This window comes from Streptomyces sp. NBC_00310 (assembly GCF_036208085.1).
GTDB lineage: Bacteria > Actinomycetota > Actinomycetes > Streptomycetales > Streptomycetaceae > Streptomyces.
In genome coordinates this window covers 2,228,176-2,249,422 of the sequence record NZ_CP130714.1, presented here as the reverse complement: position 1 = coordinate 2,249,422, position 21,247 = coordinate 2,228,176, and the positions used below count along the sequence as shown (strand labels likewise).

Sequence of the window (21,247 nt, the reverse complement as noted above, 5' to 3'; positions counted from 1 at the left end):
GGGGAACTGCGGGTCCGTTGTGGCGGGTCGCGCAGTTCCCCGCGCCCCTGAGAGGTGCCTCAGCCGAGCTTTCCGAGCATGTCCCGCATACGCCGTGCGTCACGCAACCGCTGCTCGTACGTGGCGCCCAGGGCGAGCAGTACCAGGCCCGCGAGTGCGGGAGGCACCCAACGGGGGAGGGCGTCGACGACCTGGGCGATGTACGGCGCGAGTTCGTGCAGGGTGACCAGGGCGAGTGCGGCGCCGCCGAGGAGCAGGGGGGCCTGGAGGCGGTGGCGGGCGCCCAGCAGGGTGACGGCCAGGGCGGCGGAGCCCAGCAGCAGGGGGCGGAGCCAGTGCTCGTCGCCCCAGGCCGCGACGAGGCTCGGGACGAGCGTGACGGCGAGTCCCGGGCCGTAGGCCGTCCAGGACGAGGTCGTCCGGTCCCGGCGCCGGCGCAGGTGGCCGACGACCAGGGCCGGGACGGTCACCGGCAGGGTGTACGCCTCCGGGGACCCGACCTCCCAGACCGCCAGCCGTACCCAGGAGGCCAGCACGAACAGAGCGGCGGAGGCGTAGCCGACGGCTCTGCGCTCCGGTCGTACGGCCGTACCCGCGGCGATGACTCCGCAGAGCGCGAGGGTCAGGGCCAGCAGGGGCGGGTGCGTGGCGGAGAGGGCGATCGCCAGGAGGCCGGCCGCGGCGCCGGCCGCCTCGACCGGGATGGTCATGGGCGAGGCGCCGAGGCGTGCCGCGACCAGGGCCGCGACGGCCGGGACGGCGAGGACGAGCAGGGCCGTGTGCTGCGGCTCCCAGCCGGCAGACGCGCCGATCGCGCAGGTCAGGGCGGTGGCGTGGACGAGGGAGGCGGGCGCGGTGAGGGGGCCGAGGCCCGTGCGCCATGCCGCCGCCGCGAAGAGGACGGTCGAGGCGGCGAGGACGGTGAGGGTCACCGGTTCGGTGGCGAGGGAGTGGAGGGCCAGGTTCAGGGACGTGACGAGGGCCAGGAGCGCGCCGGTGAGGGGCAGCGGTGCCCGGAGCCGCTGGGTTTGCGCCGACCGTGCGAGGCCCGCGAAGGCGAGCGTGGCCACGCACAGGAGGCCGTGCGCCACCAGCCCGGCCGTGTACGGCAGTTCGAGGACCGCCGGGAGCACCAGGGCCGTCGCCCAGGCGAGGACGAAGGCGCCGACCAGGGCCTGGGTTCGCCACGAGGCGGTGCGCGCGGTCAAGGTCAGTACTCCGGCGACCACGGCGAGCATGAGGGGCACGGTCGCCGTGTTCGGGGGCCACGGCACGTCGAGCGTCACCGCCGCACGGGCGTCCTCGGGCGCGCCGGACCAGATGCGCTCCAGTCGGCTGACCGGGCCGAGCAGCGCGATGGCCACGACCGGCAGCGCGGTGGCCAGGGCGAGGGCCTGGACGACGGCGGAGGCGTGGGCGAGGCCTCGGCGTACGGGCTCGGGAGCGGACGTCCGCACGGTCGCCAACAGGGCGATTCCGCAGAGCAGATAGCCCGGGACCGTCCACACGTCGGGCAGGACCGCGCGGGCGATGCCGCCGAGGCCCGTCACCGCGAGCAGTCCTCCGGCGACCGCGGTGCCGAGGGCCAGGGTCGGCTTCGGGGCGAGCCAGGCGGTGGTCAGGGCGATCGCCGCGGCTAGGGCGAGGAGCGCCGCCGCACGGGCGGCGGCGCTCGGGCCGGCGGCGGCCCACGAGAGCCACCCGGCCGCCAGGACACCCCAGGCACCCCAGCCGGACGCGCCCACGACGGCGACGATCCGTACCGGCTTGAGGGACACCCGGAGCGCGATAGCGGTGTCGGCCGCCGCTGTCACCAGCACCACGGCCGTGACCGTCTCCACGCCCGCGTTCATCGCGAACGACCAGAGGAGGAAGGGGAGTTGAGCGGCGACGAGGGCGAGGGGGAGCGGCAGACCGAGGGCGGTGCGGGTGATCGCCGAGTCGGTGTCCGCGGCCCGGGGCACCAGCGCGCCGAGTCCCAGCCCGTACGCCGCCCACATCGCCGCCAGCACCGCCGACGCGGCAGCCGCGTACCCCGTGCCGTCCGCCCCGGTGAACGCGACCTCGTGCAGGGCGTACGCGTCCAGGACCGTCAGGGCGAGGCCGAGACCGGACACCGTCTCGGCGGTCGAGCGCAGGCCACGACGCAGGAGCGGCACCGGGGTGCCGAGCGCGGCCACGGTCACCGCGCCGAGGACCAGGGCCCGGCCCGCGATTCCCATGTGTCCCCAGCTGACCAGCGTGAACGCGATCGCCGCGACGGTCAGCAGGACGCCCCCGAGGATCAGCAGCACGTTCTGGACGCTGGGCGCCGTCGCCTCGGGTCGCCGTACGGGCGGCGCTGCGGGCGGGGGCGCGGACGAGGGTGCGTACAGGGCGTTCATCAGCCAGGCGCGGCGCGCCAGCAGGAAGCCGCGGCGGGCGTCGAGTTGCCGCAGCTCGGAGTCGAGGACCCGCAACTCCTCGGCCGGGGACGGAAAATGCGTCATGCCCGGAGTGTGGTCCGCGTCACGCCGTAGGGCATGAGTGCGGGTACTCAGGACGTACTCAGATCCCGCGCGGAGGCCCCCTGTGCGGGCAGAATCCGACCATGGACTGGTGCCACTACCGCTTCCGCACTCTCTGGAGCCTGCCCGCGCCGCCCGCCGCCGTGTACGACATGCTCCAGCGGGCCGACGACTACCCGCGCTGGTGGCCCCAGGTCCGCGAGGTGATCCGGATCGACGACACCACCGGCACCGTCCGGATCCGCTCGCTCCTGCCGTACGACCTCGCCTTCACCGCCCGCGAGCTACGGCGCGACACGGCGGCCGGGATCCTGGAGATCGGGATGACCGGCGACCTGGACGGCTGGGCCCGCTGGACGCTCACCGCCGACGGGGCCGGCACCCTCGCCCGCTACGACCAGGAAGTCGACGTCACCAAGCCCCTGCTCAGACGGCTCGCCGTACCGGGGCGGCCCGTGTTCCGCGCCAACCACGCGCTGATGATGCGGGCAGGACGACGAGGACTCCTCGCGTACCTCACGGCTCATGGACAAGCGGTTTGAACCAGAGCCGCCGGGACCTGTATTGTTCAGTCCGTTCCCGGGCGATTAGCTCAGTGGGAGAGCGCTTCGTTCACACCGAAGAGGTCACTGGTTCGAACCCAGTATCGCCCACCGGGTGAAGGCCGGTCCGCAGTAGCGGACCGGCTTTTCTCATGCCGCCGCCGGTAGCTCCGGACGCAGGGGCCATGCCGGGTCCACCGCCTCCTCCGTGCCGCTGCGGGCGAACCAGGCCTGCAGACCACGTGCCTGGGCCGCGTGCCACACGGCCTGCAGGGTGTGCAGTTCGGCGGGGGAGAGGCGTTCGAGCCGGGTCGCGAAACGGCGCCCCACCGCGCGCACGACGTCCATCGCCGCCTGTGCGTCGGCCCCCGCGTCGTGCGCGCCGTCCAGGACGACGTCGTAGTGCGCGCACAGATCCGTGAGCGTGCGCCGGCCCTTGCGGTAGCGGTCCAGATGTTTGTCCAGGACCCGCGGATCGAGGACGCGCAACGGCGTCGCCTCGAACCAGTGGTCCAGCGACGAGGCGCGATGCCGTCGCAACTCGCGGTCCAGCAGGGTCAGATCGAACGGCGCGTTCATGACCACCAGCGGACGGCCGCGCACCGCCTGCTCGGCCAGCGCCCTGGCTATCTCCTCCATCACCGGCGCCGGCCAGCGGCCGTCGCGTTGCAGTCGCTCGTCCGTCAACCCGTGCACCGCCGTCGCCGCGGCGGGCACCGGCACGCCCGGGTTCACCAGCCACCGGGTCACCCGGGGGCGGGTGCCGGGCGCGTCCTGGACGACGACGGCGGCCGACACGATCCGGTCGGTCTCGACGTCCACACCCGTGGTCTCCGTGTCGAACGCCGCCAAGGGCCCCTCGTACCAACACGTCATGCGTACACAACTCCTCGTTCACCCACGGCAGCTGACGTCCCGTCTTCTGCCTGTTTGGTGATACCCGGGCTGTTTGCGCCGTACGCCGGAAGGAGACAACAGAAGTACGGGTCCGTGCAGTTCAGGGGCCCGGCACGGGGAAACACCTGTAGGGGAAGGCTGTTGGTCATGGCCATTGCGCAGCCCGAGCGGGGCGGGCTGCTGCCCGAGCACGCGGCATCACTCCGCGGCTCCCTCGCCACCACCGCCTGCATGGAGACCCTGCAGGTGGGCTACCTGCACGCGGTCGCGGCAGCGGCCGGCTGCTCCCTGTCCCAGCCCTTTCCGGACAACGGCATCGACTGGCACGTCAGCCACGGCTCGCCGGGACACACCGTCGACGACGAGGTCACCATCAAGGTGCAGCTCAAGGCCACCTACCAGCTCGCACCGAACCCGGCGGGCCGGTTCTTCTCCTTCACCCTCGACAACGAGCACCTGGCGAAGCTCGCCCGGACCCCCGTCTCGGTGCACAAGATCCTGGTCGTGATGATCGTCCCCAGATCGCAGGAGCAGTGGCTGCGGGCCGGCCACGACCGGCTCGACCTGCGGCACTGCTGCTACTGGATCAACCTCGCCGGACACCCGATCACCGGTAGGCGCCGCACCACCGTGCGCATACCCACCTCGCGCATCTTCGACGACCGAGCGCTCTGCGAGATCATGACGCGGGTCGGAACGGGAGGCAGACCGTGACCCACGGCCCCATCGACGACGACGGCCCCGGCCGCCGCCCCCATGGTGAAGGGGGACCCGGCCGACGGCCCTACGACGACGCATCCGGCCGCCGCACGCACGGGGAGGACACGTCCGGCCGACGTCCCTACGCCGCGGACAGGCCGACGAGTCGTCCCCGTGACGAGGACGGGCCGGCCGGTCGTCCCTACGACGAGAGGACGCCCGTACGCCGTCCCATCGGTGAACCCGTCCGTGCCGTGCGGCCCCACCCCGTCGAGCCCACCTGGACCCGGCCCCCCGACCCCGCCCAGGTCGACCCCGCCGTTCTGGGCACCCTGCTGCTCCGGCACGGCTGGCAGCGGCGTGGTGGGGCCGCCGGACGGTACGGCCGCTGGACCCCACCGGGACCGGCCGGGCGGGGCATGAGCCTGCTGGTGCCGGAGAACCGGGCCTTCCCCGACAGCGACGACCTGCTCGGCGAAGCCCTCACGGCCCTGTCCCGGAGCGGTTCGCCCGCCGCGCGGGACGTGCTGGTCGCCCTCGCCGTGCCCAGCGACGAGATCCACTGGTGGCGGGACGTGCCGACCGGCCCGCTGGGCACCGCCTCCTGGGTCGTCGAGGACCAACTGCGCTCGGCCGCGCGCCAGATGCTCCTCGCGGCCGCGCTTGCCACCCGCGCGCGTGCCGGGTACTACGGCGCCCGGCACCGCCTGCCCGCGGCCGCCTCACTGGACGGCGTCCTCGTCGGCGCCGTCCCCGGCGGCCGCCGCCTGACCGCCTTCGTCCCCGTGGCCACCGGCCGCCCCCTCGCCCTACGCCTCCATCAGGCCCTGTACGCGGTCCGCGAGGCCATCGACTACCGGCGCGCCACCGGTGGCATGGACGCCTTCGACGGCGCCGTCGAGGCCGGGGTCAGCCACGAACTCACCGAGGCCCTCGTCGCCCTCGTCCGCGGCACCGAGGGCGCCCGCGTCGCCGTCGACTGGGCGCCCGCCGCCGGGGTCCCCGAGGGCGGTGCGACACCGGCCGAGCCCGTCGAGTTCTCACCGGGCGACCTGCCGGTGCTGCGCGAGGCCGGGGCCCGCTATCTGCGCGAGGAGCCGTCGATGCCGGTGCGGATCACCGGGGCCGTGGTGCGGATGCGCCGGTCGGCGGCGCGCGGCGAGGGCACGGTACGGCTGCGGGTCATCGCCGGCGCCGAGGTCCCGCACGTGCGCATGACCCTGGACGAGGAGTCGTACCGGATCGCGGGACAGGCCCATCTCGTCGGACTGCCGGTCCGGGTGCACGGGAGGCTGGAGAGCCGGGGCGGGTTCCGGCGGCTCACCGACGCCGACGGGATCGCACCCGTGCAGGTCGACGAGGCGGAGCGGGACCGGCTGATGAAGTCGCTCCAGGAGACCGCGGAGATCACGGCCTTCTTCGAGGAGGCCTGCGGAGGGGACTAGAGGTATCTGTTTCGCGAGGAGCACCCCGGGCTCGGTACGATCCTTCCCAATGGCCCAGGCAGCAGCAGACCGACCGGGCCGCCCCTTCAGGTAGGAGAAACCGGTGTCCGACGTCCGTGTGATCATCCAACGCGATTCCGAGCGGGACGAGCGCGTGGTGACGACGGGCACTACGGCCGCCGACCTCTTCGCCGGCGAGCGCACCGTCGTCGCCGCCCGCGTGGCCGGTGAGCTGAAGGACCTCGCGTACGAGGTACGGGACGGCGAGACCGTCGAGGCCGTGGAGATCTCCTCCGAGGACGGCCTCAACATCCTGCGCCACTCCACCGCGCACGTCATGGCCCAGGCCGTACAGGAGCTGTTCCCCGAGGCGAAGCTGGGCATCGGCCCGCCGGTCCGGGACGGTTTCTACTACGACTTCGACGTCGAGAAGCCGTTCACGCCCGAGGATCTCAAGGCCGTCGAGAAGAAGATGCAGGAGATCCAGAAGCGCGGGCAGCGCTTCTCACGCCGCGTCGTCACCGACGAGGCCGCCCGCGAGGAACTGGCGAGCGAGCCGTACAAGCTGGAGCTGATCGGCCTCAAGGGCTCGGCCTCCTCCGACGACGGCGCGGACGTCGAGGTCGGCGCCGGCGAACTGACGATCTACGACAACCTGGACGCCAAGACCGGTGACCTGTGCTGGAAGGACCTCTGCCGCGGTCCCCACCTGCCCACCACCCGCAACATCCCGGCGTTCAAGCTGATGCGCAACGCCGCCGCTTACTGGCGTGGCAGCGAGAAGAACCCGATGCTCCAGCGCATCTACGGCACCGCCTGGCCCTCCAAGGAGGAGCTGAAGGCGCACCTCGACTTCCTCGCCGAGGCAGAGAAGCGCGACCACCGCAAGCTGGGCAACGAACTCGACCTGTTCTCCATCCCGGACGAGATCGGCTCGGGCCTCGCCGTCTTCCACCCCAGGGGCGGCATCATCCGCCGGGTGATGGAGGACTACTCGCGCCGTCGCCACGAGGAGGAGGGCTACGAGTTCGTCTACACCCCGCATGCCACGAAGGGGAAGCTCTTCGAGGTCTCGGGCCACCTGGACTGGTACGCCGACGGCATGTACCCGCCCATGCAGCTCGACGAGGGCGTGGACTACTACCTCAAGCCCATGAACTGCCCGATGCACAACCTGATCTTCGACGCGCGCGGCCGCTCCTACCGTGAACTGCCGCTGCGCCTCTTCGAGTTCGGGACCGTGTACCGGTACGAGAAGTCCGGCGTCGTGCACGGCCTGACCCGTGCCCGCGGCTTCACCCAGGACGACGCGCACATCTACTGCACCCGTGAGCAGATGGCCGACGAACTCGACAAGACGCTCACCTTCGTCCTGAACCTGTTGCGCGACTACGGCCTCACGGACTTCTACCTGGAGCTGTCCACCAAGGACCCGGAGAAGTTCGTCGGCTCGGACGAGGCCTGGGAGGAGGCCACCGAGACACTCCGCCAGGTCGCCGAGAAGCAGGGCCTCCCGCTGGTCCCGGACCCGGGCGGCGCCGCGTTCTACGGTCCGAAGATCTCCGTCCAGGCGAAGGACGCGATCGGCCGTACCTGGCAGATGTCCACGGTCCAGCTCGACTTCAACCTGCCCGAGCGCTTCGACCTGGAGTACACCGGCCCGGACGGCTCCAAGCAGCGCCCGGTCATGATCCACCGCGCGCTCTTCGGCTCGATCGAGCGTTTCTTCGCGGTGCTCCTGGAGCACTACGCGGGCGCGTTCCCGGCCTGGCTGGCGCCCGTCCAGGCGGTCGGCATCCCGATCGGCGACGCGCACGTGGAGTATCTGCAGAAGTTCGCCGCCGAGGCGAAGAAGAAGGGCCTGCGCGTCGACGTCGACGCCTCCTCCGACCGTATGCAGAAGAAGATCCGCAACGCCCAGAAGGCCAAGGTGCCCTTCATGGTCATCGCGGGCGACGAGGACATGGCGGCCGGCGCCGTCTCCTTCCGCTACCGCGACGGCTCCCAGGAGAACGGCATCCCCGTCGAGGAGGCCATCGCGAAGATCGCGAAGGTCGTGGAGGACCGCGTCCAGATCTGAGGACCGCGTCCAGATGTGAGGCGTGGGGCAAGACCCGAGTACGTGACTGCGTGCTCCGAGGCCCCCGGGGTTCAGCAGCTCCCCGGGGGCCTCCGCTCGTCCTCCCGCGCGAACACCCGCAGCAGCCACGACGAGAACGACCCCGTCACGGCCCCGAGCAGGCGATACCGCAGGCCATCAGGCCCACGGCGACCAACCGCCTCACCGGGGTCACGGGCGTGACGTCCCCGCACCCCACCGTCGCGAGCGTGGCGTACGCCCACCACACGGCGTCCCCGAAGGTCAGGATCGTCGCGTCGGGTGCCGCGTGTTCCCGTTGCTGGACGGCGAGGGCGCCGGTGAAGCCGAGCAGGGGCGCGGACAGGCCCGCGTAGACGGCCACGCGCGCGTGCGGGGAGAGCCGGGGCCGGTCGTGGTGATGCTGCCGCACGGCGTCGTGGATCCGCGCGATGCGCGGTGGCCGCAGCAGTGGCAGTACGAGCACGAGGGTGTCAAGCCGGTGGAGGCGGGCGCACCTCGGGCCGAGCCGCTCAGCCGTCGGTGCACCGCATAGCCGAGCCCGAAGACCGCCCAGGTCAGCAGGGTCACCGCGAGACAGAGGTCGAGTCGGCCCTGGGGGGAGGCCGTGCGCCGGTACCCGTACCGTGCGGGAGGCGAGGAAGAGGGCCGACGCCCCGGCGAGGACGTGCCCGGTACGCCGCTCCCGGCGGAGCGCGCGGCTGTCGTGGTCCATCGCCTCGGCCCGGCCCGGCCCCGCCCGTGCCGCCCCGGCACCCGGCGACACGCCGTGAACGGGCGAAGCAATATGCTGCATGGCATGACGAGTGAGCCGGAGCAGCAGATCGGAGTGGGGACGCAGGACGCGTTCCAGCGCCTGTGGACGCCTCATCGGATGGCGTACATCCAGGGCGAGAACAAGCCGACCGGCCCCGGGGCCGGCGACGGCTGTCCGTTCTGCTCGATTCCGGCGAAATCGGATGAGGACGGCCTGGTGATCAGGCGCGGGGAGCACGTGTACGCGGTGCTCAACCTCTACCCGTACAACGGCGGCCACCTCATGGTCGTGCCGTACCGGCACGTCGCCGACTACACGGATCTCACCGTGCCGGAGACCGCCGAGCTGGCCGAGCTGACCAAGCAGTCCATGACCGCCCTCCGCACCGCCTCCGGGGCCCACGGCTTCAACATCGGCATGAACCAGGGCACGGTCGCGGGAGCCGGTATCGCAGCCCACCTCCACCAGCACATCGTGCCCCGCTGGGGCGGCGACACCAACTTCATGCCGGTGGTGGGCCACACACGGATCCTGCCTCAACTGCTGGCCGACACGAGGAAGATGCTCGCGGAGGCCTGGCCGGGGGTGTGAGAAGGCCCAGGCCCGCGGCCCCTGCTTTTCAGGGGCGCGGGGAACTGCGCGACCAGCCCCCAACTCACCCGCACCCGCCAACGAACCCCGGCTCCACACCCCCTCGTCCCCCAAGCGAGCGCAGCGCTCACGCGTCGTAGAGGTCGGCCTTCCGCGGCGTAGGGTCCTGCACCGCCCCGCTGAGGAACCCGGCCCGCGAGCCGAACTTCTCGGTGTCCACGCCGTTCTCCTTCAGGACCTTGATGGCGGCGTTGTGGACCACGCGGAGCACCGGCGTGGCGGCGCGCAGCGCGTCGTCGGCCATGAAGCGGTGCCGCCACGGCTGGTCGGCCCAGGCGTGCCGCAGACCGAACGGCTCGGGCAGGCCCATGGACCCGCCGAGCCAGTTGAGCAGTGGCGGGTACCAGGTCAGCGGGGCGCGCGCGGCGAGCCGTACGACCTCGTCGGCGTCGACGAGGGGGAGCTTCACCTTGCGGGTCTCCCAGAACCTCAGCGACTTCTGGACTTCCTTCTCCTTGGCCGCCGGGCCGGTGGTGAACAGTCCGTGCACCGGGCCCAGGGCGTGCCCGGTCACCTCGATGCGGAGCGTGTGGTGCAGCACGGTGACCGTGACCAGCATGGTGATGATCAACTGGCCGTCCCAGAGCGTCCACTGGACGCCCAGGTAGTGCCGGTTGCCGCTGCCGAAGTGCTGCTTGTTGCAGATCTCCTGTATGGCGTGGTTCTTGTACTGGTAGGCGTCCACGTCGGTGCTGTCGGGCCGGGCCACGGCGCCGGCGCCCTCGCCGATGGGGCTGACGATCCAGTGCTTGATCGAAGGCGCCGTGAAACCACCGGTGTTGAGGGGGGTGCGCTCCAGCATGCGCAGCTGGTCGTGGATGGCGCGTATGACGTCCCAGCTGCGGAACGGGTGGATCTCCTTGCCGGAGTCGGCCGGCACGAGGTCCTCGGCGAGCTGCCAGGCGCCCCAGCGGGTGCCCATGCCGAGGATGCCCTTGGGGCCGGCGTAGAAGACGAGGTTGGAGCGCTGTTCGGCGCTGAGCCGGGCGAGCTCCTTGCGCAGCTGCTCGGCCTTGGTCTCGTTGGGGCTGCCGGGTACGGCCTCGGGGATCTTGGCGCCGACGCCACCGCCGGCCAGCAGGCCGGACCAGCGGTCCCGCAGGTCCGTGGCGGCGCGCTCGCAGATCTGCTTGGCCCAGAACCAGCCGACCACGGGCAGCACGACGCACGCACGCGCGTACCAGGCCCAGATGCCGTCGAACGGCATCTTGAGCAGGAAGATCACGGCGAGGGCGCCCACGGCGACCAGCAGCGTGGTGCCGAGTGCGCCGGCCCGCTTGTCACGCTTGGCGACCGTCGTGCGGATCTGGAAGACCAGCAGCCACACGAGCAGGCCGGGCAGGAAGAGCAGGCCGCACAGGACCATGACCGCCGAGAGCCAGTTGTCGCGCTCCCTGCGGATGTTGTTCGCCGCGAGGCAGTGCTCGACGACGACCTGCGGCTCCATGCCGAAGGACTGGATGAGCGGTTTGCGGCCCGCGCCGACCATCCGGTCCCGCACCGCGAGGGAGAACGCCTCCCCGAGGTTGGGCCGGAAGATGGTCGCCCACTTGCGGCCCGGTTTGACCGTGGACTTGTGCCAATCGTTGTTGGCCTTGAGGATCTCCGCGATCTCGTTGTCCCGGTAGGCCGCCGACGCCAGGGCGTACGTCGCCGCGGTCTGGCCCGCGGTGCCCATCAGCGGCACCTGTGCCCCGGGAGTGAAATCGAAATTGTCCGCCACCGCCGCCGCCCCCATCGCCGCACACTCGCTCCTGCGGCTCTTCCCGACTTCCGTGCTCCGCACACCTGTTGATCAGGTCATAACCCGATCTGGGCCTGATCGAGCCACACTTGTAGATCAGGTGATCAGCGTATCGGCAGCCACGGACATCGTGTGGTGCGAAGAACGGACATTCACGGAACCCACCTGCCGTGAACCGGCCTTGTCCCGCCCCGCAGTCTGCGGCGGACGGCCGGAGCCGCCCGCCGACGGACCGCCAGGGCCTTTCTGCCGGTCCCGAATCGCCGGTCCCCTTCAGCTCTCCTTCGTCAGCTCCCCTTCGTCAGCTCTCCTTCGTCTGTGCGCGGACCTTCTCGGCCACGTGGGAGGGCATCGGCTCGTGGCGCGTGTACCGGCGGCCGAAGCGCGCGGTGCCGTGGGACAGGGAACGCAGATCGACGGCGTAGCGGTCGATCTCGATCTCCGGTACCTCGGCCCGGACGAGGGTGCGTCCGCCGCCCGCCTGCTCCGTGCCGACGACCCGGCCGCGCCGCCCGGACAGATCGCTCATCACGGGGCCCACGTACGCGTCGCCGACCAGGACCGACACCTCGGCCACCGGCTCCAGGAGGTGGATCTTCGCGTCGGCCGCGGCCTCGCGCAGCGCCAGCGCGCCCGCCGTCTGGAACGCGGCGTCCGAGGAGTCCACCGAGTGCGCCTTGCCGTCCCGCAGCGTGATCCGTACGTCGATGAGCGGATACCCGGCCGCGATGCCCTTGGCGGCCTGTGCCCGCACACCCTTCTCGACGGACGGGATGAACTGCCTCGGCACGGCACCGCCGACGACCTTGTCGACGAACTCGATGCCCGAGCCGCCGGGCAGCGGCTCCACCTCGATCTCGCAGATCGCGTACTGCCCGTGCCCACCGGACTGCTTCACATGGCGCCCGCGCCCGGCCGACTTGTCGGCGAACGTCTCCCGCAGGGAGACCCGGTGCGGTACGACGTCGACCTGGACGCCGTAGCGGTTGCGCAGCCGCTCCAGCGCCACGTCGGCGTGCGCCTCGCCCAGGCACCAGAGGACCACCTGGTGGGTGTCCTGGTTCTGTTCGAGCCGCATGGTCGGGTCCTCGGCGACGAGCCGGGCGAGCCCCTGGGAGAGCTTGTCCTCGTCGGCCTTGCTGTGCGCCTGGATGGCGAGCGGCAGCAGCGGGTCCGGCATCTCCCACGGCTCCATGAGCAGCGGGTCGTCCTTGGCCGAAAGGGTGTCCCCGGTCTCCGCGCGGTTCAGCTTCGCCACACACGCCAGGTCGCCCGCGATGCAGTGGGTGAGCGTCCGCTGCTGTTTTCCGAACGGTGTGGACAGGGCGCCGATCCGCTCGTCGACGTCGTGGTCCTCGTGCCCCCGGTCGGCGAGCCCGTGCCCGGAGACATGCACCGTCTCGTCGGGGTGCAGGGTCCCGGAGAAGACCCGTACCAGCGAGATGCGGCCCACGTAGGGGTCGCTGGCGGTCTTCACGACCTCGGCGACCAGCGGTCCGTCCGGGTCGCAGGTCGCCTTGATCTCGCGGGGGCGGCCTTCGGGGGTGGTGACCGTGGGGGTCGCGCGCTCCAGGGGGGTGGGGAAGCCGCCGGTGACCAGTTCGAGCAGCTCGACCGTGCCGAGCCCCTGCTTGGCGCCGTCGGCCGCGGGGGCCGCGGCCAGCACGGGGTGGAAGACCCCGCGGGCGACGGCCCGTTCCAGGTCCTCGACGAGGGTCGTGACGTCGATCCGCTCGCCGCCGAGATAGCGGTCCATGAGGGTCTCGTCCTCGCTCTCGGCGATGATCCCCTCGATGAGCCGGTTGCGGGCCTCCTCGATCGCCGGCAGTTGCTCGGGGCTCGGCTCGGACTCCTTGCGTTCGCCGGAGGAGTAGTCGAAGAGCTTCTGCGACAGCAGCCCGGTCAGTCCGGTCACGGGCGCGTGCCCGTCCGGACCCTGCGGGCCGTGCAGCGGGAGGTAGAGCGGCAGTACGGCGTCGGGGTCGTCCCCGCCGAACGTCTCCGCACAGACCTTGGTCATCTCCTCGAAGTCCGCCCGGGCGGCCTCCAGGTGTGTGATCACGATCGCCCGCGGCATGCCGACCGCCGCGCACTCCTCCCACACCATGCGGGTCGAGCCGTCGACGCCGTCCGACGCCGAGACGACGAAAAGGGCCGCGTCCGCCGCTCGCAGACCGGCCCTGAGTTCCCCGACGAAGTCGGCGTATCCGGGGGTGTCCAACAGATTGATCTTGTACCCGCCCCATTCGACGGGGACGAGCGAGAGCTGCACCGAGCGTTGCTGCCGGTGTTCGATCTCGTCGTAGTCGGAGACGGTGCCGCCGTCCTCCACACGGCCCGCCCGGTTCACCGCTCCCGCCGTCAGCGCGAGAGCCTCCACCAGAGTCGTCTTGCCCGAACCGGAGTGGCCGACCAGCACCACATTCCGTACGGACGCGGGGTGGTCGGCCGCCGTAGCCCTGCCGGCGGCTCCGGGGTGTGCGTTCGCCTTGTCGCCCATGATCCTGCCTCCCGTGCACGGTGAGGTCACTGTGGGCGCGGACATACGGATCCGCGTGCGGTGGCGGCTCCGATGACGCCCGCGGTGCCTTCGAGCTTTGCACTCGCGTCACTGTGCGTCCATACGAAGGACGCGATCGCTCTCGCGGCCCAGGTGGGCCCCGGTGGGGACGTTCCGTGATCGCCCGGTGACACCGGTGCGATCAGGACAGGACACGGTGGGCTGGTGCCCGACGGTCGCACACGCGCGCGCGTGGCTACGATGGGCCAGCCGGATGGCCAGCAGGGGCCACGCGGCGACACCGACCCTCGGGAAGGCCATGCTGAACAAGTACGCGCGTGCATTCTTCACGCGTGTCCTCACACCGTTCGCCGCGTTTCTGATCCGCAGGGGTGTCAGCCCCGACACGGTCACGCTCCTCGGCACCGCCGGAGTGATCGCGGGCGCGCTGGTCTTCTACCCCCGGGGCGAGTTCTTCTGGGGCACGATCGTCATCACACTGTTCGTGTTCTCGGACCTCGTCGACGGCAACATGGCCCGCCAGATGGGCCGCTCCAGCCGCTGGGGCGCCTTCCTCGACTCCACGCTCGACCGTGTCGCCGACGGCGCGATCTTCGGCGGCTTCGCCCTCTGGTACGCGGGCAACGGCGACGACATCGCCCTGTGCGCCGTCTCGATCTTCTGCCTGGCGAGCGGCCAGGTGGTGTCGTACACCAAGGCGCGCGGCGAGTCGATCGGGCTGCCGGTGGCGGTCAACGGCCTGGTGGAGCGCGCCGAACGCCTGGTGATCTCGCTGGTCGCGGCCGGCCTCTCGGGCCTGCACGCGTTCGGCGTGCCCGGCATCGACGTCCTGCTGCCCATCGCCCTGTGGATCGTCGCCGTCGGCAGCCTCGTCACGCTGATCCAGCGTGTCGTCACCGTCCGCCGCGAGTCCGCCGAGGCGGAGGCGGCCGCCGCGACCGCACAGGAGACGCCGGACACGTCCCGCAACAGCGAGGCGACCCCGTGAGCGCTCTGCGGGAGCGTCTGACCGACGGGCTGTACGGCCTCGGCTGGGGCACGGTCAAGAAGCTTCCCGAACCCGTCGCGGTGCGCCTCGGCCGGGCGATCGCCGACGCCACCTGGAAGAGACGCGGCCCCCTCGTACGCCGCCTGGAGGCCAACTACGCGCGCGTGGTCCCGGACGCGGGCCCCGAGCGCCTCGCCGAGCTGTCCCGCGCGGGCATGCGGTCCTACCTGCGCTACTGGATGGAGTCCTTCCGCCTCCCGTCCTGGAGCGAGGAGCGCATCAGGACCGGCTTCGCCGCCAAGGACCTGCACCACCTCACCGACGGTCTCGCCTCGGGCCGGGGCGTCGTCCTCGCGCTGCCGCACCTCGCCAACTGGGACCTCGCCGGCGCCTGGGTCACCACCGAGCTCAAGACCCCGTTCACGACGGTCGCCGAACGCCTCAAGCCCGAGACGCTCTACGACCGCTTCGTCGCCTACCGCGAGGGCCTCGGCATGGAGGTCCTGCCGCACAGCGGCGGCTCCGCCTTCGGCACGCTCGCGCGGCGGCTGCGCGACGGCGGCCTGGTCTGCCTGGTCGCCGACCGTGACCTGTCCGCGTCCGGCGTCGAGGTCGACTTCTTCGGCGAGCCGACCCGCATGCCCGCCGGACCGGCCCTCCTCGCCCAGCAGACCGGCGCGCTGCTGCTGCCGGTGACGCTCTGGTACGACGACTCGCCCGTCATGCGGGGACGTCTGCATCCCCCGATCGAGGTACCCGAGGCAGGTACCCGCGCCGAGAAGACGTCTGTCATGACACAGGCGCTGGCAGATGCCTTCGCCACCGGCATCGCCGACCACCCGGAGGACTGGCACATGCTCCAGCGCTTGTGGCTCGCCGACCTGGACCCCGCGAAGAGTCCCGACGGCCCCGCGACTTCCCGGACGGGTTCGGACAGCGGTTCCGAGACGGCCACGGAGCCGGGTTTCGGGACGGCCACGGAGCCGGGTTCCGAGACGGCCACGAAGCCGGGTTCCGAGAAGGGACGCCCGTGAAGATCGGGATCGTCTGCCCGTACTCCTGGGACGTGCCCGGGGGAGTCCAGTTCCACATCCGCGACCTGGCCGACCACCTCATCCGCCTCGGCCACGAGGTGTCGGTGCTCGCCCCCGCCGACGACGACACCCCGCTGCCGCCGTACGTCGTCTCGGCGGGCCGCGCGGTCCCGGTGCCCTACAACGGCTCGGTGGCCCGCCTGAACTTCGGGTTCCTGTCGGCGGCGCGGGTGCGGCGCTGGCTGCACGACGGCACGTTCGACGTGATCCACATCCATGAGCCGGCCTCACCGTCGCTCGGCCTGCTGGCCTGCTGGGCCGCGCAGGGCCCGATCGTCGCCACCTTCCACACCTCCAACCCGCGCTCCCGGGCGATGATCGCGGCGTACCCGATCCTCCAGCCCGCGCTGGAGAAGATCAGCGCGCGGATCGCGGTGAGCGAGTACGCCCGCCGCACCCTCGTCGAACACCTGGGCGGCGACGCGGTCGTCATCCCGAACGGCGTCGACGTCGACTTCTTCGCCCGCGCCAAGCCCAACCCCGACTGGCAGGGCGACACGCTCGGCTTCGTCGGTCGCATCGACGAACCCCGCAAGGGGCTGCCGGTGCTGATGAAGGCCCTCCCGAAGATCCTCGCCGAGCGCCCCCGGACCCGGCTGCTGGTCGCCGGGCGCGGGGACGAGAAGGAGGCGGTCGAGACGCTGCCCCAGGAGCTGCGCTCCCGCGTCGAGTTCCTCGGGATGGTCAGCGACGAGGACAAGGCCCGCTTCCTGCGCAGCGTCGACGTCTACGTCGCACCCAACACCGGCGGCGAGAGCTTCGGCATCATCCTCGTCGAGGCCATGTCCGCCGGAGCCCCCGTCCTCGCCTCCGACCTCGACGCCTTCGCCCAGGTCCTCGACCAGGGCGGCGCGGGCGAGTTGTTCGCCAACGAGGACGCGGACGCCCTCGCGACAGCCGCCGTACGCCTGCTCGGCGACCCGGCCCGCCGCGCCGAACTCCGCGAGCGCGGCAGCGCCCACGTCCGCCGCTTCGACTGGTCGACCGTCGGCGCCGACATCCTCGGCGTCTACGAGACGGTCACGGAGGGCGCGGCTTCGGTGGCGGCGGACGAACGGGCCGGACTGCGGGCACGGTTGGGGCTGGCCCGGGACTGAGACGGGGCGCCACGGGCGGTGCTGCGGGATCGGCGGGCCGTGGCCAGGGAACCGGTGTCCGCCGATCGGGCCGTGCCCCCCGGACCGGTGTCCTGACGGGGCCGCTGGGCGGTCGTGCGGCGGCTTGGGGTGACGGGCTGTGGTCCCGGGTTGGTGGGGCAGCGGCTCGGAGTTGACGGACGGCTGGGGCCCGTATCCGGGGCCTTCGTACCCGGGGCGGCAGGGACCGGTGCGCTGAGACCGGCGGTGGCCGCCGCGGGTGCCCTGTGTGCCGTGGCGGTCGGTGCCCTCGGCTCGTGGCGTCGTGCCCGCCGGGGTTCTCGAGGGCGCGGCCCGCTCTCGGGAGGAAACTCCCCTCCGGAGGCTCGGGTTCGGGCGCTGCGGGTCGGCGTGGCCGACACGGGTAGCCTTGCCGCCCGTGACTTCGACACTCATCTGGATCGCGGTCGTCCTCTTCGCGATCGGCCTCTATCTGAGCTGGACCGCGGGACGCCTCGACCGACTGCACGCACGCATCGACGCCGCCCGTGCCGCGCTCGACGCGCAGCTGCTGCGCCGCGCGTCGGTCGCCCAGGAACTGGCCACCTCCGGGGTACTGGACCCGGCCGCCTCGATCGTCCTCTACGAAGCGGCGCACGCGGCCAGGCAGGCCGAGGAGGAACAGCGCGAGGTCGCCGAGAGCGAGCTGAGCCAGGCGCTGCGGGCCGTGTTCGAGGACGCGCAGCAGGTGGAGGTCGTACGCGCGGCCCCCGGAGGGGAGGACGCCGCGAACGAGCTGGCCCAGGCCGTCCGCCGGGTCCCCATGGCCCGCCGCTTCCACAACGACGCCGTCCGCGCGGCCCGCGCCCTTCGCCGCCACCGCACGGTCCGTTGGTTCCGCCTCGCCGGCCACGCCCCGTTCCCGCTGGCCTTCGAGATGGACGACGAGCCGCCGGCCGCCGTGGCGGACCGAGCGGGCACGTGACCCCGGCGCGCAGCCCCCTGCTTTCCAGGGGCGCGGGGAACTGCGCGAGCAACCACAACCCACCCGCACCCGCCCACGAACACCACGAGCTCTCCCGCATGGCGGGGGAAGGGGCGGCAGCCCCTGGGATGGGACGGGAAGGCGGAGCCGGGGGCGAAAACGATCCACCGCCTCCCCATTGGCCCTTGCAGTGGCCTGCTCCCCTCACGTTTCCTCGGTGATTGCAGAAACCCTCTTCCCCGAGCGAGGTCAAACCCGTGTCGAGCACGCTCTCCAACCCCACCGCCCAGACCCCCGAGACCGGCACCGCCCGCGTGAAGCGCGGCATGGCCGAGCAGCTCAAGGGCGGTGTGATCATGGACGTCGTCAACGCCGAGCAGGCGAAGATCGCCGAGGACGCGGGCGCCGTCGCGGTCATGGCCCTGGAGCGGGTCCCCGCCGACATCCGCAAGGACGGCGGCGTGGCCCGGATGTCCGACCCGGACATGATCGAGGGCATCATCGAGGCCGTCTCTATCCCGGTCATGGCCAAGTCCCGCATAGGCCACTTCGTCGAGGCCCAGGTCCTGCAGTCCCTCGGTGTCGACTACATCGACGAGTCCGAGGTCCTCACCCCGGCCGACGAGGTCAACCACTCCGACAAGTGGGCCTTCACGACCCCGTTCGTCTGTGGCGCCACCAACCTCGGTGAGGCCCTGCGCCGCATCGCCGAGGGTGCCGCCATGATCCGCTCCAAGGGTGAGGCCGGCACCGGCAACGTCGTCGAGGCGGTCCGCCACCTGCGCCAGATCAAGAACGAGATCGCCAAGCTGCGCGGCTTCGACAACAACGAGCTCTACGCCGCCGCCAAGGAGCTCCGCGCCCCGTACGAGATCGTCAAGGAGGTCGCCGAGCTCGGCAAGCTCCCGGTCGTCCTGTTCTCCGCCGGCGGTGTGGCCACCCCCGCCGACGCCGCGCTGATGCGCCAGCTCGGCGCCGAGGGCGTCTTCGTCGGCTCCGGCATCTTCAAGTCCGGCGACCCGGCCAAGCGCGCCGCCGCCATCGTGAAGGCCACCACCTTCTACGACGACCCGAAGATCATCGCGGACGCCTCCCGCAACCTGGGCGAAGCCATGGTCGGCATCAACTGCGACACCCTCCCCGAGGCCGAGCGCTACGCGAACCGGGGCTGGTAAGCACCCATGAGCGACACCCCCGTCGTAGGCGTCCTGGCTCTCCAGGGCGACGTACGGGAGCACCTCGTCGCCCTGGCCGCGGCCGATGCCGTGGCCAGGGCGGTGCGGCGCCCCGAGGAACTCGCCGAGGTGGACGGCCTCGTCATCCCCGGCGGCGAGTCCACCACCATCTCCAAGCTCGCCGTCCTCTTCGGCGTGATGGAACCCCTCCGCGCGCGCGTGCGGGACGGCATGCCCGTGTACGGCACCTGCGCCGGCCTGATCATGCTCGCCGACAAGATCCTCGACCCGCGCTCGGGCCAGGAGACCATCGGCGGTATCGACATGATCGTGCGCCGTAACGCCTTCGGGCGTCAGAACGAGTCGTTCGAAGCGGCGGTCGACGTGAAGGGTGTCGAGGGCGATCCTGTGGAGGGCGTCTTCATCCGCGCCCCCTGGGTCGAGTCCGTGGGCGCCGAGACGGAGGTGCTGGCCGAGCACAAGGGCCACATCGTCGCCGTACGCCAGGGCAACGCCCTTGCCACGTCGTTCCATCCGGAGCTGACCGGCGACCACCGGCTGCACGCGCTGTTCGTCGAGATGGTGCGCGCGAACCGGGTGGCGGAGTCCTTGTAGGATCTCTGGGGTTCGTTGCAGAGATGGGTTACGCGAAGGAGACAGGCAGATGTCCGGCCACTCTAAATGGGCTACGACGAAGCACAAGAAGGCCGTGATCGACGCCAAGCGCGGCAAGCTCTTCGCGAAGCTGATCAAGAACATCGAGGTCGCGGCGCGCATGGGCGGCGTGGACATCGAGGGCAACCCGACTCTGTACGACGCCATCCAGAAGGCGAAGAAGCAGTCGGTCCCGAACAAGAACATCGACTCCGCGGTCAAGCGCGGCGGCGGTCTCGAGGCCGGTGGCGCCGACTACGAGACGATCATGTACGAGGGCTACGGCCCGAACGGTGTCGCGGTGCTCATCGAGTGCCTCACCGACAACCGCAACCGTGCCGCCTCCGACGTCCGTGTCGCCATGACCCGCAACGGCGGCTCGATGGCCGACCCCGGTTCCGTCTCGTACCTCTTCCACCGCAAGGGCGTCGTGATCGTCCCCAAGGGCGAGCTGTCCGAGGACGACGTCCTGGAGGTCGTGCTCGACGCGGGTGCCGAGGAGGTCAACGACCTGGGCGAGTCCTTCGAGGTGCTCAGCGAGGCCACCGACCTGGTCGCGGTCCGCACCTCCCTCCAGGAGGCCGGCATCGACTACGACTCCGCCGAGGCCAACTTCGTCCCGACCATGCAGGTCGAGCTGGACGAGGAGGGCGCCCGGAAGATCTTCAAGCTGATCGACGCCCTGGAGGACAGCGACGACGTCCAGAACGTCTTCGCCAACTTCGACGTGAGCGACGACGTCATGGCCAAGGTCGACGCCTGATCGTCGGCAGCCGCGACGCACGAATGGCCCGCCGAAGCGAACTTCGGCGGGCCATTCGTCATGTTCCGGCGTTCGATCAGCCGTCGATGCTCTTCACGTCACCGGTGTGCTTGAGGTGACCCTTGCCGTCGGCGGCGACGGTGTCGGCCTTCATGTACTCGACCTTGCCGTCCTTCCACCAGATGTTGATGGTCGCCTTCTTGTCGCAGATGTTGTGGTAGTAGACGGTGGTGGTCGAAACACCGTCGGCCCACGACCAGTTGAAGCAGCCGCTGCGACCGGTGTGCTTGGCGTCGGCCGCCGCCTGGGCGGGGGTCGCGAGCGCCAGGCCCGTCGCCAGCAGGGCGGTGGCGGTCACGCCGATCTTCGCTATGGAACGCATGGATTCCCCGATTCTTGTGCGATGCGATTGATGCGAACATCACTTCGCTGGAAAGCGGACGGTGGTCTGCCGTCCGCGTCGTGCCGGAACATATAAGCGATCAAGTGTTCGAGGCAATCAATAAAGGCCGCAGCGGCAGCGGTTTCTGACGACATGTCTGGAGTATCGGGATGCTCGGGTGAAGATCCTTTGCTCTTGCTTTGCATATCCTGTGGAGCTTGCGTGGTCCTGGTGAGGGCCCTTCGGCCCGTGCCTCAGTCGCATCCCGA

The 21,247-nt window shown here is 71.2% G+C and carries 17 protein-coding genes, 1 tRNA gene and 1 pseudogene; 13 read left to right on the top strand and 6 right to left on the bottom strand.

What is annotated here, in order from left to right; genetic code table 11:
• Positions 1-59 precede the first annotated feature (59 nt).
• Positions 60-2,489, bottom strand: a complete 2,430-nt coding sequence (locus OG202_RS09930) for an SCO7613 C-terminal domain-containing membrane protein (RefSeq protein ID WP_328222613.1) — start codon at positions 2,487-2,489, stop codon at positions 60-62.
• 101 nt (positions 2,490-2,590) lie between these two features.
• Here OG202_RS09930 and OG202_RS09925 point away from each other — a divergent pair, with 101 nt between their 5' ends.
• Positions 2,591-3,049 carry an SRPBCC family protein gene (locus tag OG202_RS09925; RefSeq protein ID WP_328222612.1) on the top strand — a complete coding sequence of 153 codons (459 nt, stop codon included), beginning with the start codon at positions 2,591-2,593 and terminating at the stop codon, positions 3,047-3,049.
• A 39-nt stretch (positions 3,050-3,088) separates the two neighbouring features.
• Positions 3,089-3,160 (top strand) — tRNA-Val (locus OG202_RS09920).
• Between the two features lie 39 nt (positions 3,161-3,199).
• On the opposite strand, the gene OG202_RS09915 is transcribed toward OG202_RS09920, so the two are convergent.
• The gene (locus OG202_RS09915) at positions 3,200-3,925 is read right to left on the bottom strand and encodes a 3'-5' exonuclease (protein WP_327730567.1); all 726 of its coding nucleotides are present in this window, start codon (positions 3,923-3,925) and stop codon (positions 3,200-3,202) included.
• A gap of 168 nt (positions 3,926-4,093) precedes the next feature.
• Between OG202_RS09915 and OG202_RS09910 the strand changes: the two genes are divergently transcribed.
• The 3 genes from OG202_RS09910 (at position 4,094) to thrS (ending at position 8,170) form a co-directional block, all read left to right on the top strand.
• A complete protein-coding gene (locus tag OG202_RS09910) occupies positions 4,094-4,660 on the top strand; it encodes a DUF4365 domain-containing protein (RefSeq protein WP_326584081.1) in 567 nt (188 codons plus the stop codon).
• Between the two features lie 218 nt (positions 4,661-4,878).
• Positions 4,879-6,090 carry a hypothetical protein gene (locus OG202_RS09905; protein ID WP_405895998.1) on the top strand — a complete coding sequence of 404 codons (1,212 nt, stop codon included), beginning with the start codon at positions 4,879-4,881 and terminating at the stop codon, positions 6,088-6,090.
• Positions 6,091-6,193: 103 nt separating this feature from the next.
• Complete coding sequence (gene thrS / locus OG202_RS09900; protein WP_328222611.1) at positions 6,194-8,170, top strand: threonine--tRNA ligase; 1,977 nt, start codon at positions 6,194-6,196, stop codon at positions 8,168-8,170.
• A gap of 71 nt (positions 8,171-8,241) precedes the next feature.
• Here thrS and OG202_RS09895 read toward each other — a convergent pair.
• Positions 8,242-8,903: pseudogene (locus tag OG202_RS09895) on the bottom strand (potassium channel family protein).
• 72 nt (positions 8,904-8,975) lie between these two features.
• Here OG202_RS09895 and OG202_RS09890 point away from each other — a divergent pair.
• Positions 8,976-9,536, top strand: a complete 561-nt coding sequence (locus tag OG202_RS09890) for an HIT family protein (RefSeq protein WP_326584083.1) — start codon at positions 8,976-8,978, stop codon at positions 9,534-9,536.
• A gap of 127 nt (positions 9,537-9,663) precedes the next feature.
• Here the strand turns inward: OG202_RS09890 and OG202_RS09885 are convergent, their stop codons facing one another.
• On the bottom strand, positions 9,664-11,334 hold the full coding sequence (locus OG202_RS09885) for a hypothetical protein (RefSeq protein WP_326584084.1): 1,671 nt from the start codon (positions 11,332-11,334) through the stop codon (positions 9,664-9,666).
• 307 nt (positions 11,335-11,641) lie between these two features.
• Positions 11,642-13,840 (bottom strand): elongation factor G-like protein EF-G2, encoded by a 2,199-nt coding sequence (locus tag OG202_RS09880; protein WP_327730569.1) that lies wholly within the window; start codon positions 13,838-13,840, stop codon positions 11,642-11,644.
• A 274-nt stretch (positions 13,841-14,114) separates the two neighbouring features.
• Between OG202_RS09880 and pgsA the strand changes: the two genes are divergently transcribed.
• The 7 genes from pgsA (at position 14,115) to OG202_RS09845 (ending at position 20,596) form a co-directional block, all read left to right on the top strand.
• Complete coding sequence (pgsA, locus tag OG202_RS09875) at positions 14,115-14,849, top strand: phosphatidylinositol phosphate synthase (protein WP_326584086.1); 735 nt, start codon at positions 14,115-14,117, stop codon at positions 14,847-14,849.
• Complete coding sequence (locus OG202_RS09870; protein ID WP_327730571.1) at positions 14,846-15,883, top strand: phosphatidylinositol mannoside acyltransferase; 1,038 nt, start codon at positions 14,846-14,848, stop codon at positions 15,881-15,883. Before pgsA ends, OG202_RS09870 begins: the two co-directional genes overlap by 4 nt.
• The gene (locus tag OG202_RS09865) at positions 15,880-17,040 is read left to right on the top strand and encodes a glycosyltransferase family 4 protein (RefSeq protein ID WP_326584088.1); all 1,161 of its coding nucleotides are present in this window, start codon (positions 15,880-15,882) and stop codon (positions 17,038-17,040) included. Before OG202_RS09870 ends, OG202_RS09865 begins: the two co-directional genes overlap by 4 nt.
• Positions 17,041-17,458: 418 nt before the next feature.
• Positions 17,459-18,004 carry a hypothetical protein gene (locus OG202_RS09860; RefSeq protein WP_326584089.1) on the top strand — a complete coding sequence of 182 codons (546 nt, stop codon included), beginning with the start codon at positions 17,459-17,461 and terminating at the stop codon, positions 18,002-18,004.
• A 257-nt stretch (positions 18,005-18,261) separates the two neighbouring features.
• Positions 18,262-19,179 carry a pyridoxal 5'-phosphate synthase lyase subunit PdxS gene (pdxS, locus tag OG202_RS09855; protein WP_152167511.1) on the top strand — a complete coding sequence of 306 codons (918 nt, stop codon included), beginning with the start codon at positions 18,262-18,264 and terminating at the stop codon, positions 19,177-19,179.
• A 6-nt stretch (positions 19,180-19,185) separates the two neighbouring features.
• Entirely contained in the window at positions 19,186-19,794 is a 609-nt protein-coding gene (gene pdxT, locus OG202_RS09850; RefSeq protein ID WP_326584090.1) for a pyridoxal 5'-phosphate synthase glutaminase subunit PdxT, read from the top strand.
• A 49-nt stretch (positions 19,795-19,843) separates the two neighbouring features.
• Positions 19,844-20,596 (top strand): YebC/PmpR family DNA-binding transcriptional regulator, encoded by a 753-nt coding sequence (locus tag OG202_RS09845; RefSeq protein WP_326584091.1) that lies wholly within the window; start codon positions 19,844-19,846, stop codon positions 20,594-20,596.
• A gap of 76 nt (positions 20,597-20,672) precedes the next feature.
• Here OG202_RS09845 and OG202_RS09840 read toward each other — a convergent pair whose 3' ends face one another.
• On the bottom strand, positions 20,673-20,978 hold the full coding sequence (locus OG202_RS09840) for a hypothetical protein (RefSeq protein ID WP_326584092.1): 306 nt from the start codon (positions 20,976-20,978) through the stop codon (positions 20,673-20,675).
• Positions 20,979-21,247 lie beyond the last annotated feature (269 nt).

Coding starts and splice junctions, on each gene's coding strand:
- OG202_RS09930 (WP_328222613.1), bottom strand. CDS start 2,489: ATGACGCATTTTCCGTCCCCGGCCGAGGAGTTGCGGGTCCTCGACTCC.
- OG202_RS09925 (WP_328222612.1), top strand. CDS start 2,591: ATGGACTGGTGCCACTACCGCTTCCGCACTCTCTGGAGCCTGCCCGCG.
- OG202_RS09915 (WP_327730567.1), bottom strand. CDS start 3,925: ATGACGTGTTGGTACGAGGGGCCCTTGGCGGCGTTCGACACGGAGACC.
- OG202_RS09910 (WP_326584081.1), top strand. CDS start 4,094: ATGGCCATTGCGCAGCCCGAGCGGGGCGGGCTGCTGCCCGAGCACGCG.
- OG202_RS09890 (WP_326584083.1), top strand. CDS start 8,976: ATGCTGCATGGCATGACGAGTGAGCCGGAGCAGCAGATCGGAGTGGGG.
- OG202_RS09885 (WP_326584084.1), bottom strand. CDS start 11,334: ATGGGGGCGGCGGCGGTGGCGGACAATTTCGATTTCACTCCCGGGGCA.
- OG202_RS09880 (WP_327730569.1), bottom strand. CDS start 13,840: ATGGGCGACAAGGCGAACGCACACCCCGGAGCCGCCGGCAGGGCTACG.
- pgsA (WP_326584086.1), top strand. CDS start 14,115: ATGGCCAGCAGGGGCCACGCGGCGACACCGACCCTCGGGAAGGCCATG.
- pdxT (WP_326584090.1), top strand. CDS start 19,186: ATGAGCGACACCCCCGTCGTAGGCGTCCTGGCTCTCCAGGGCGACGTA.
- OG202_RS09845 (WP_326584091.1), top strand. CDS start 19,844: ATGTCCGGCCACTCTAAATGGGCTACGACGAAGCACAAGAAGGCCGTG.
- OG202_RS09840 (WP_326584092.1), bottom strand. CDS start 20,978: ATGCGTTCCATAGCGAAGATCGGCGTGACCGCCACCGCCCTGCTGGCG.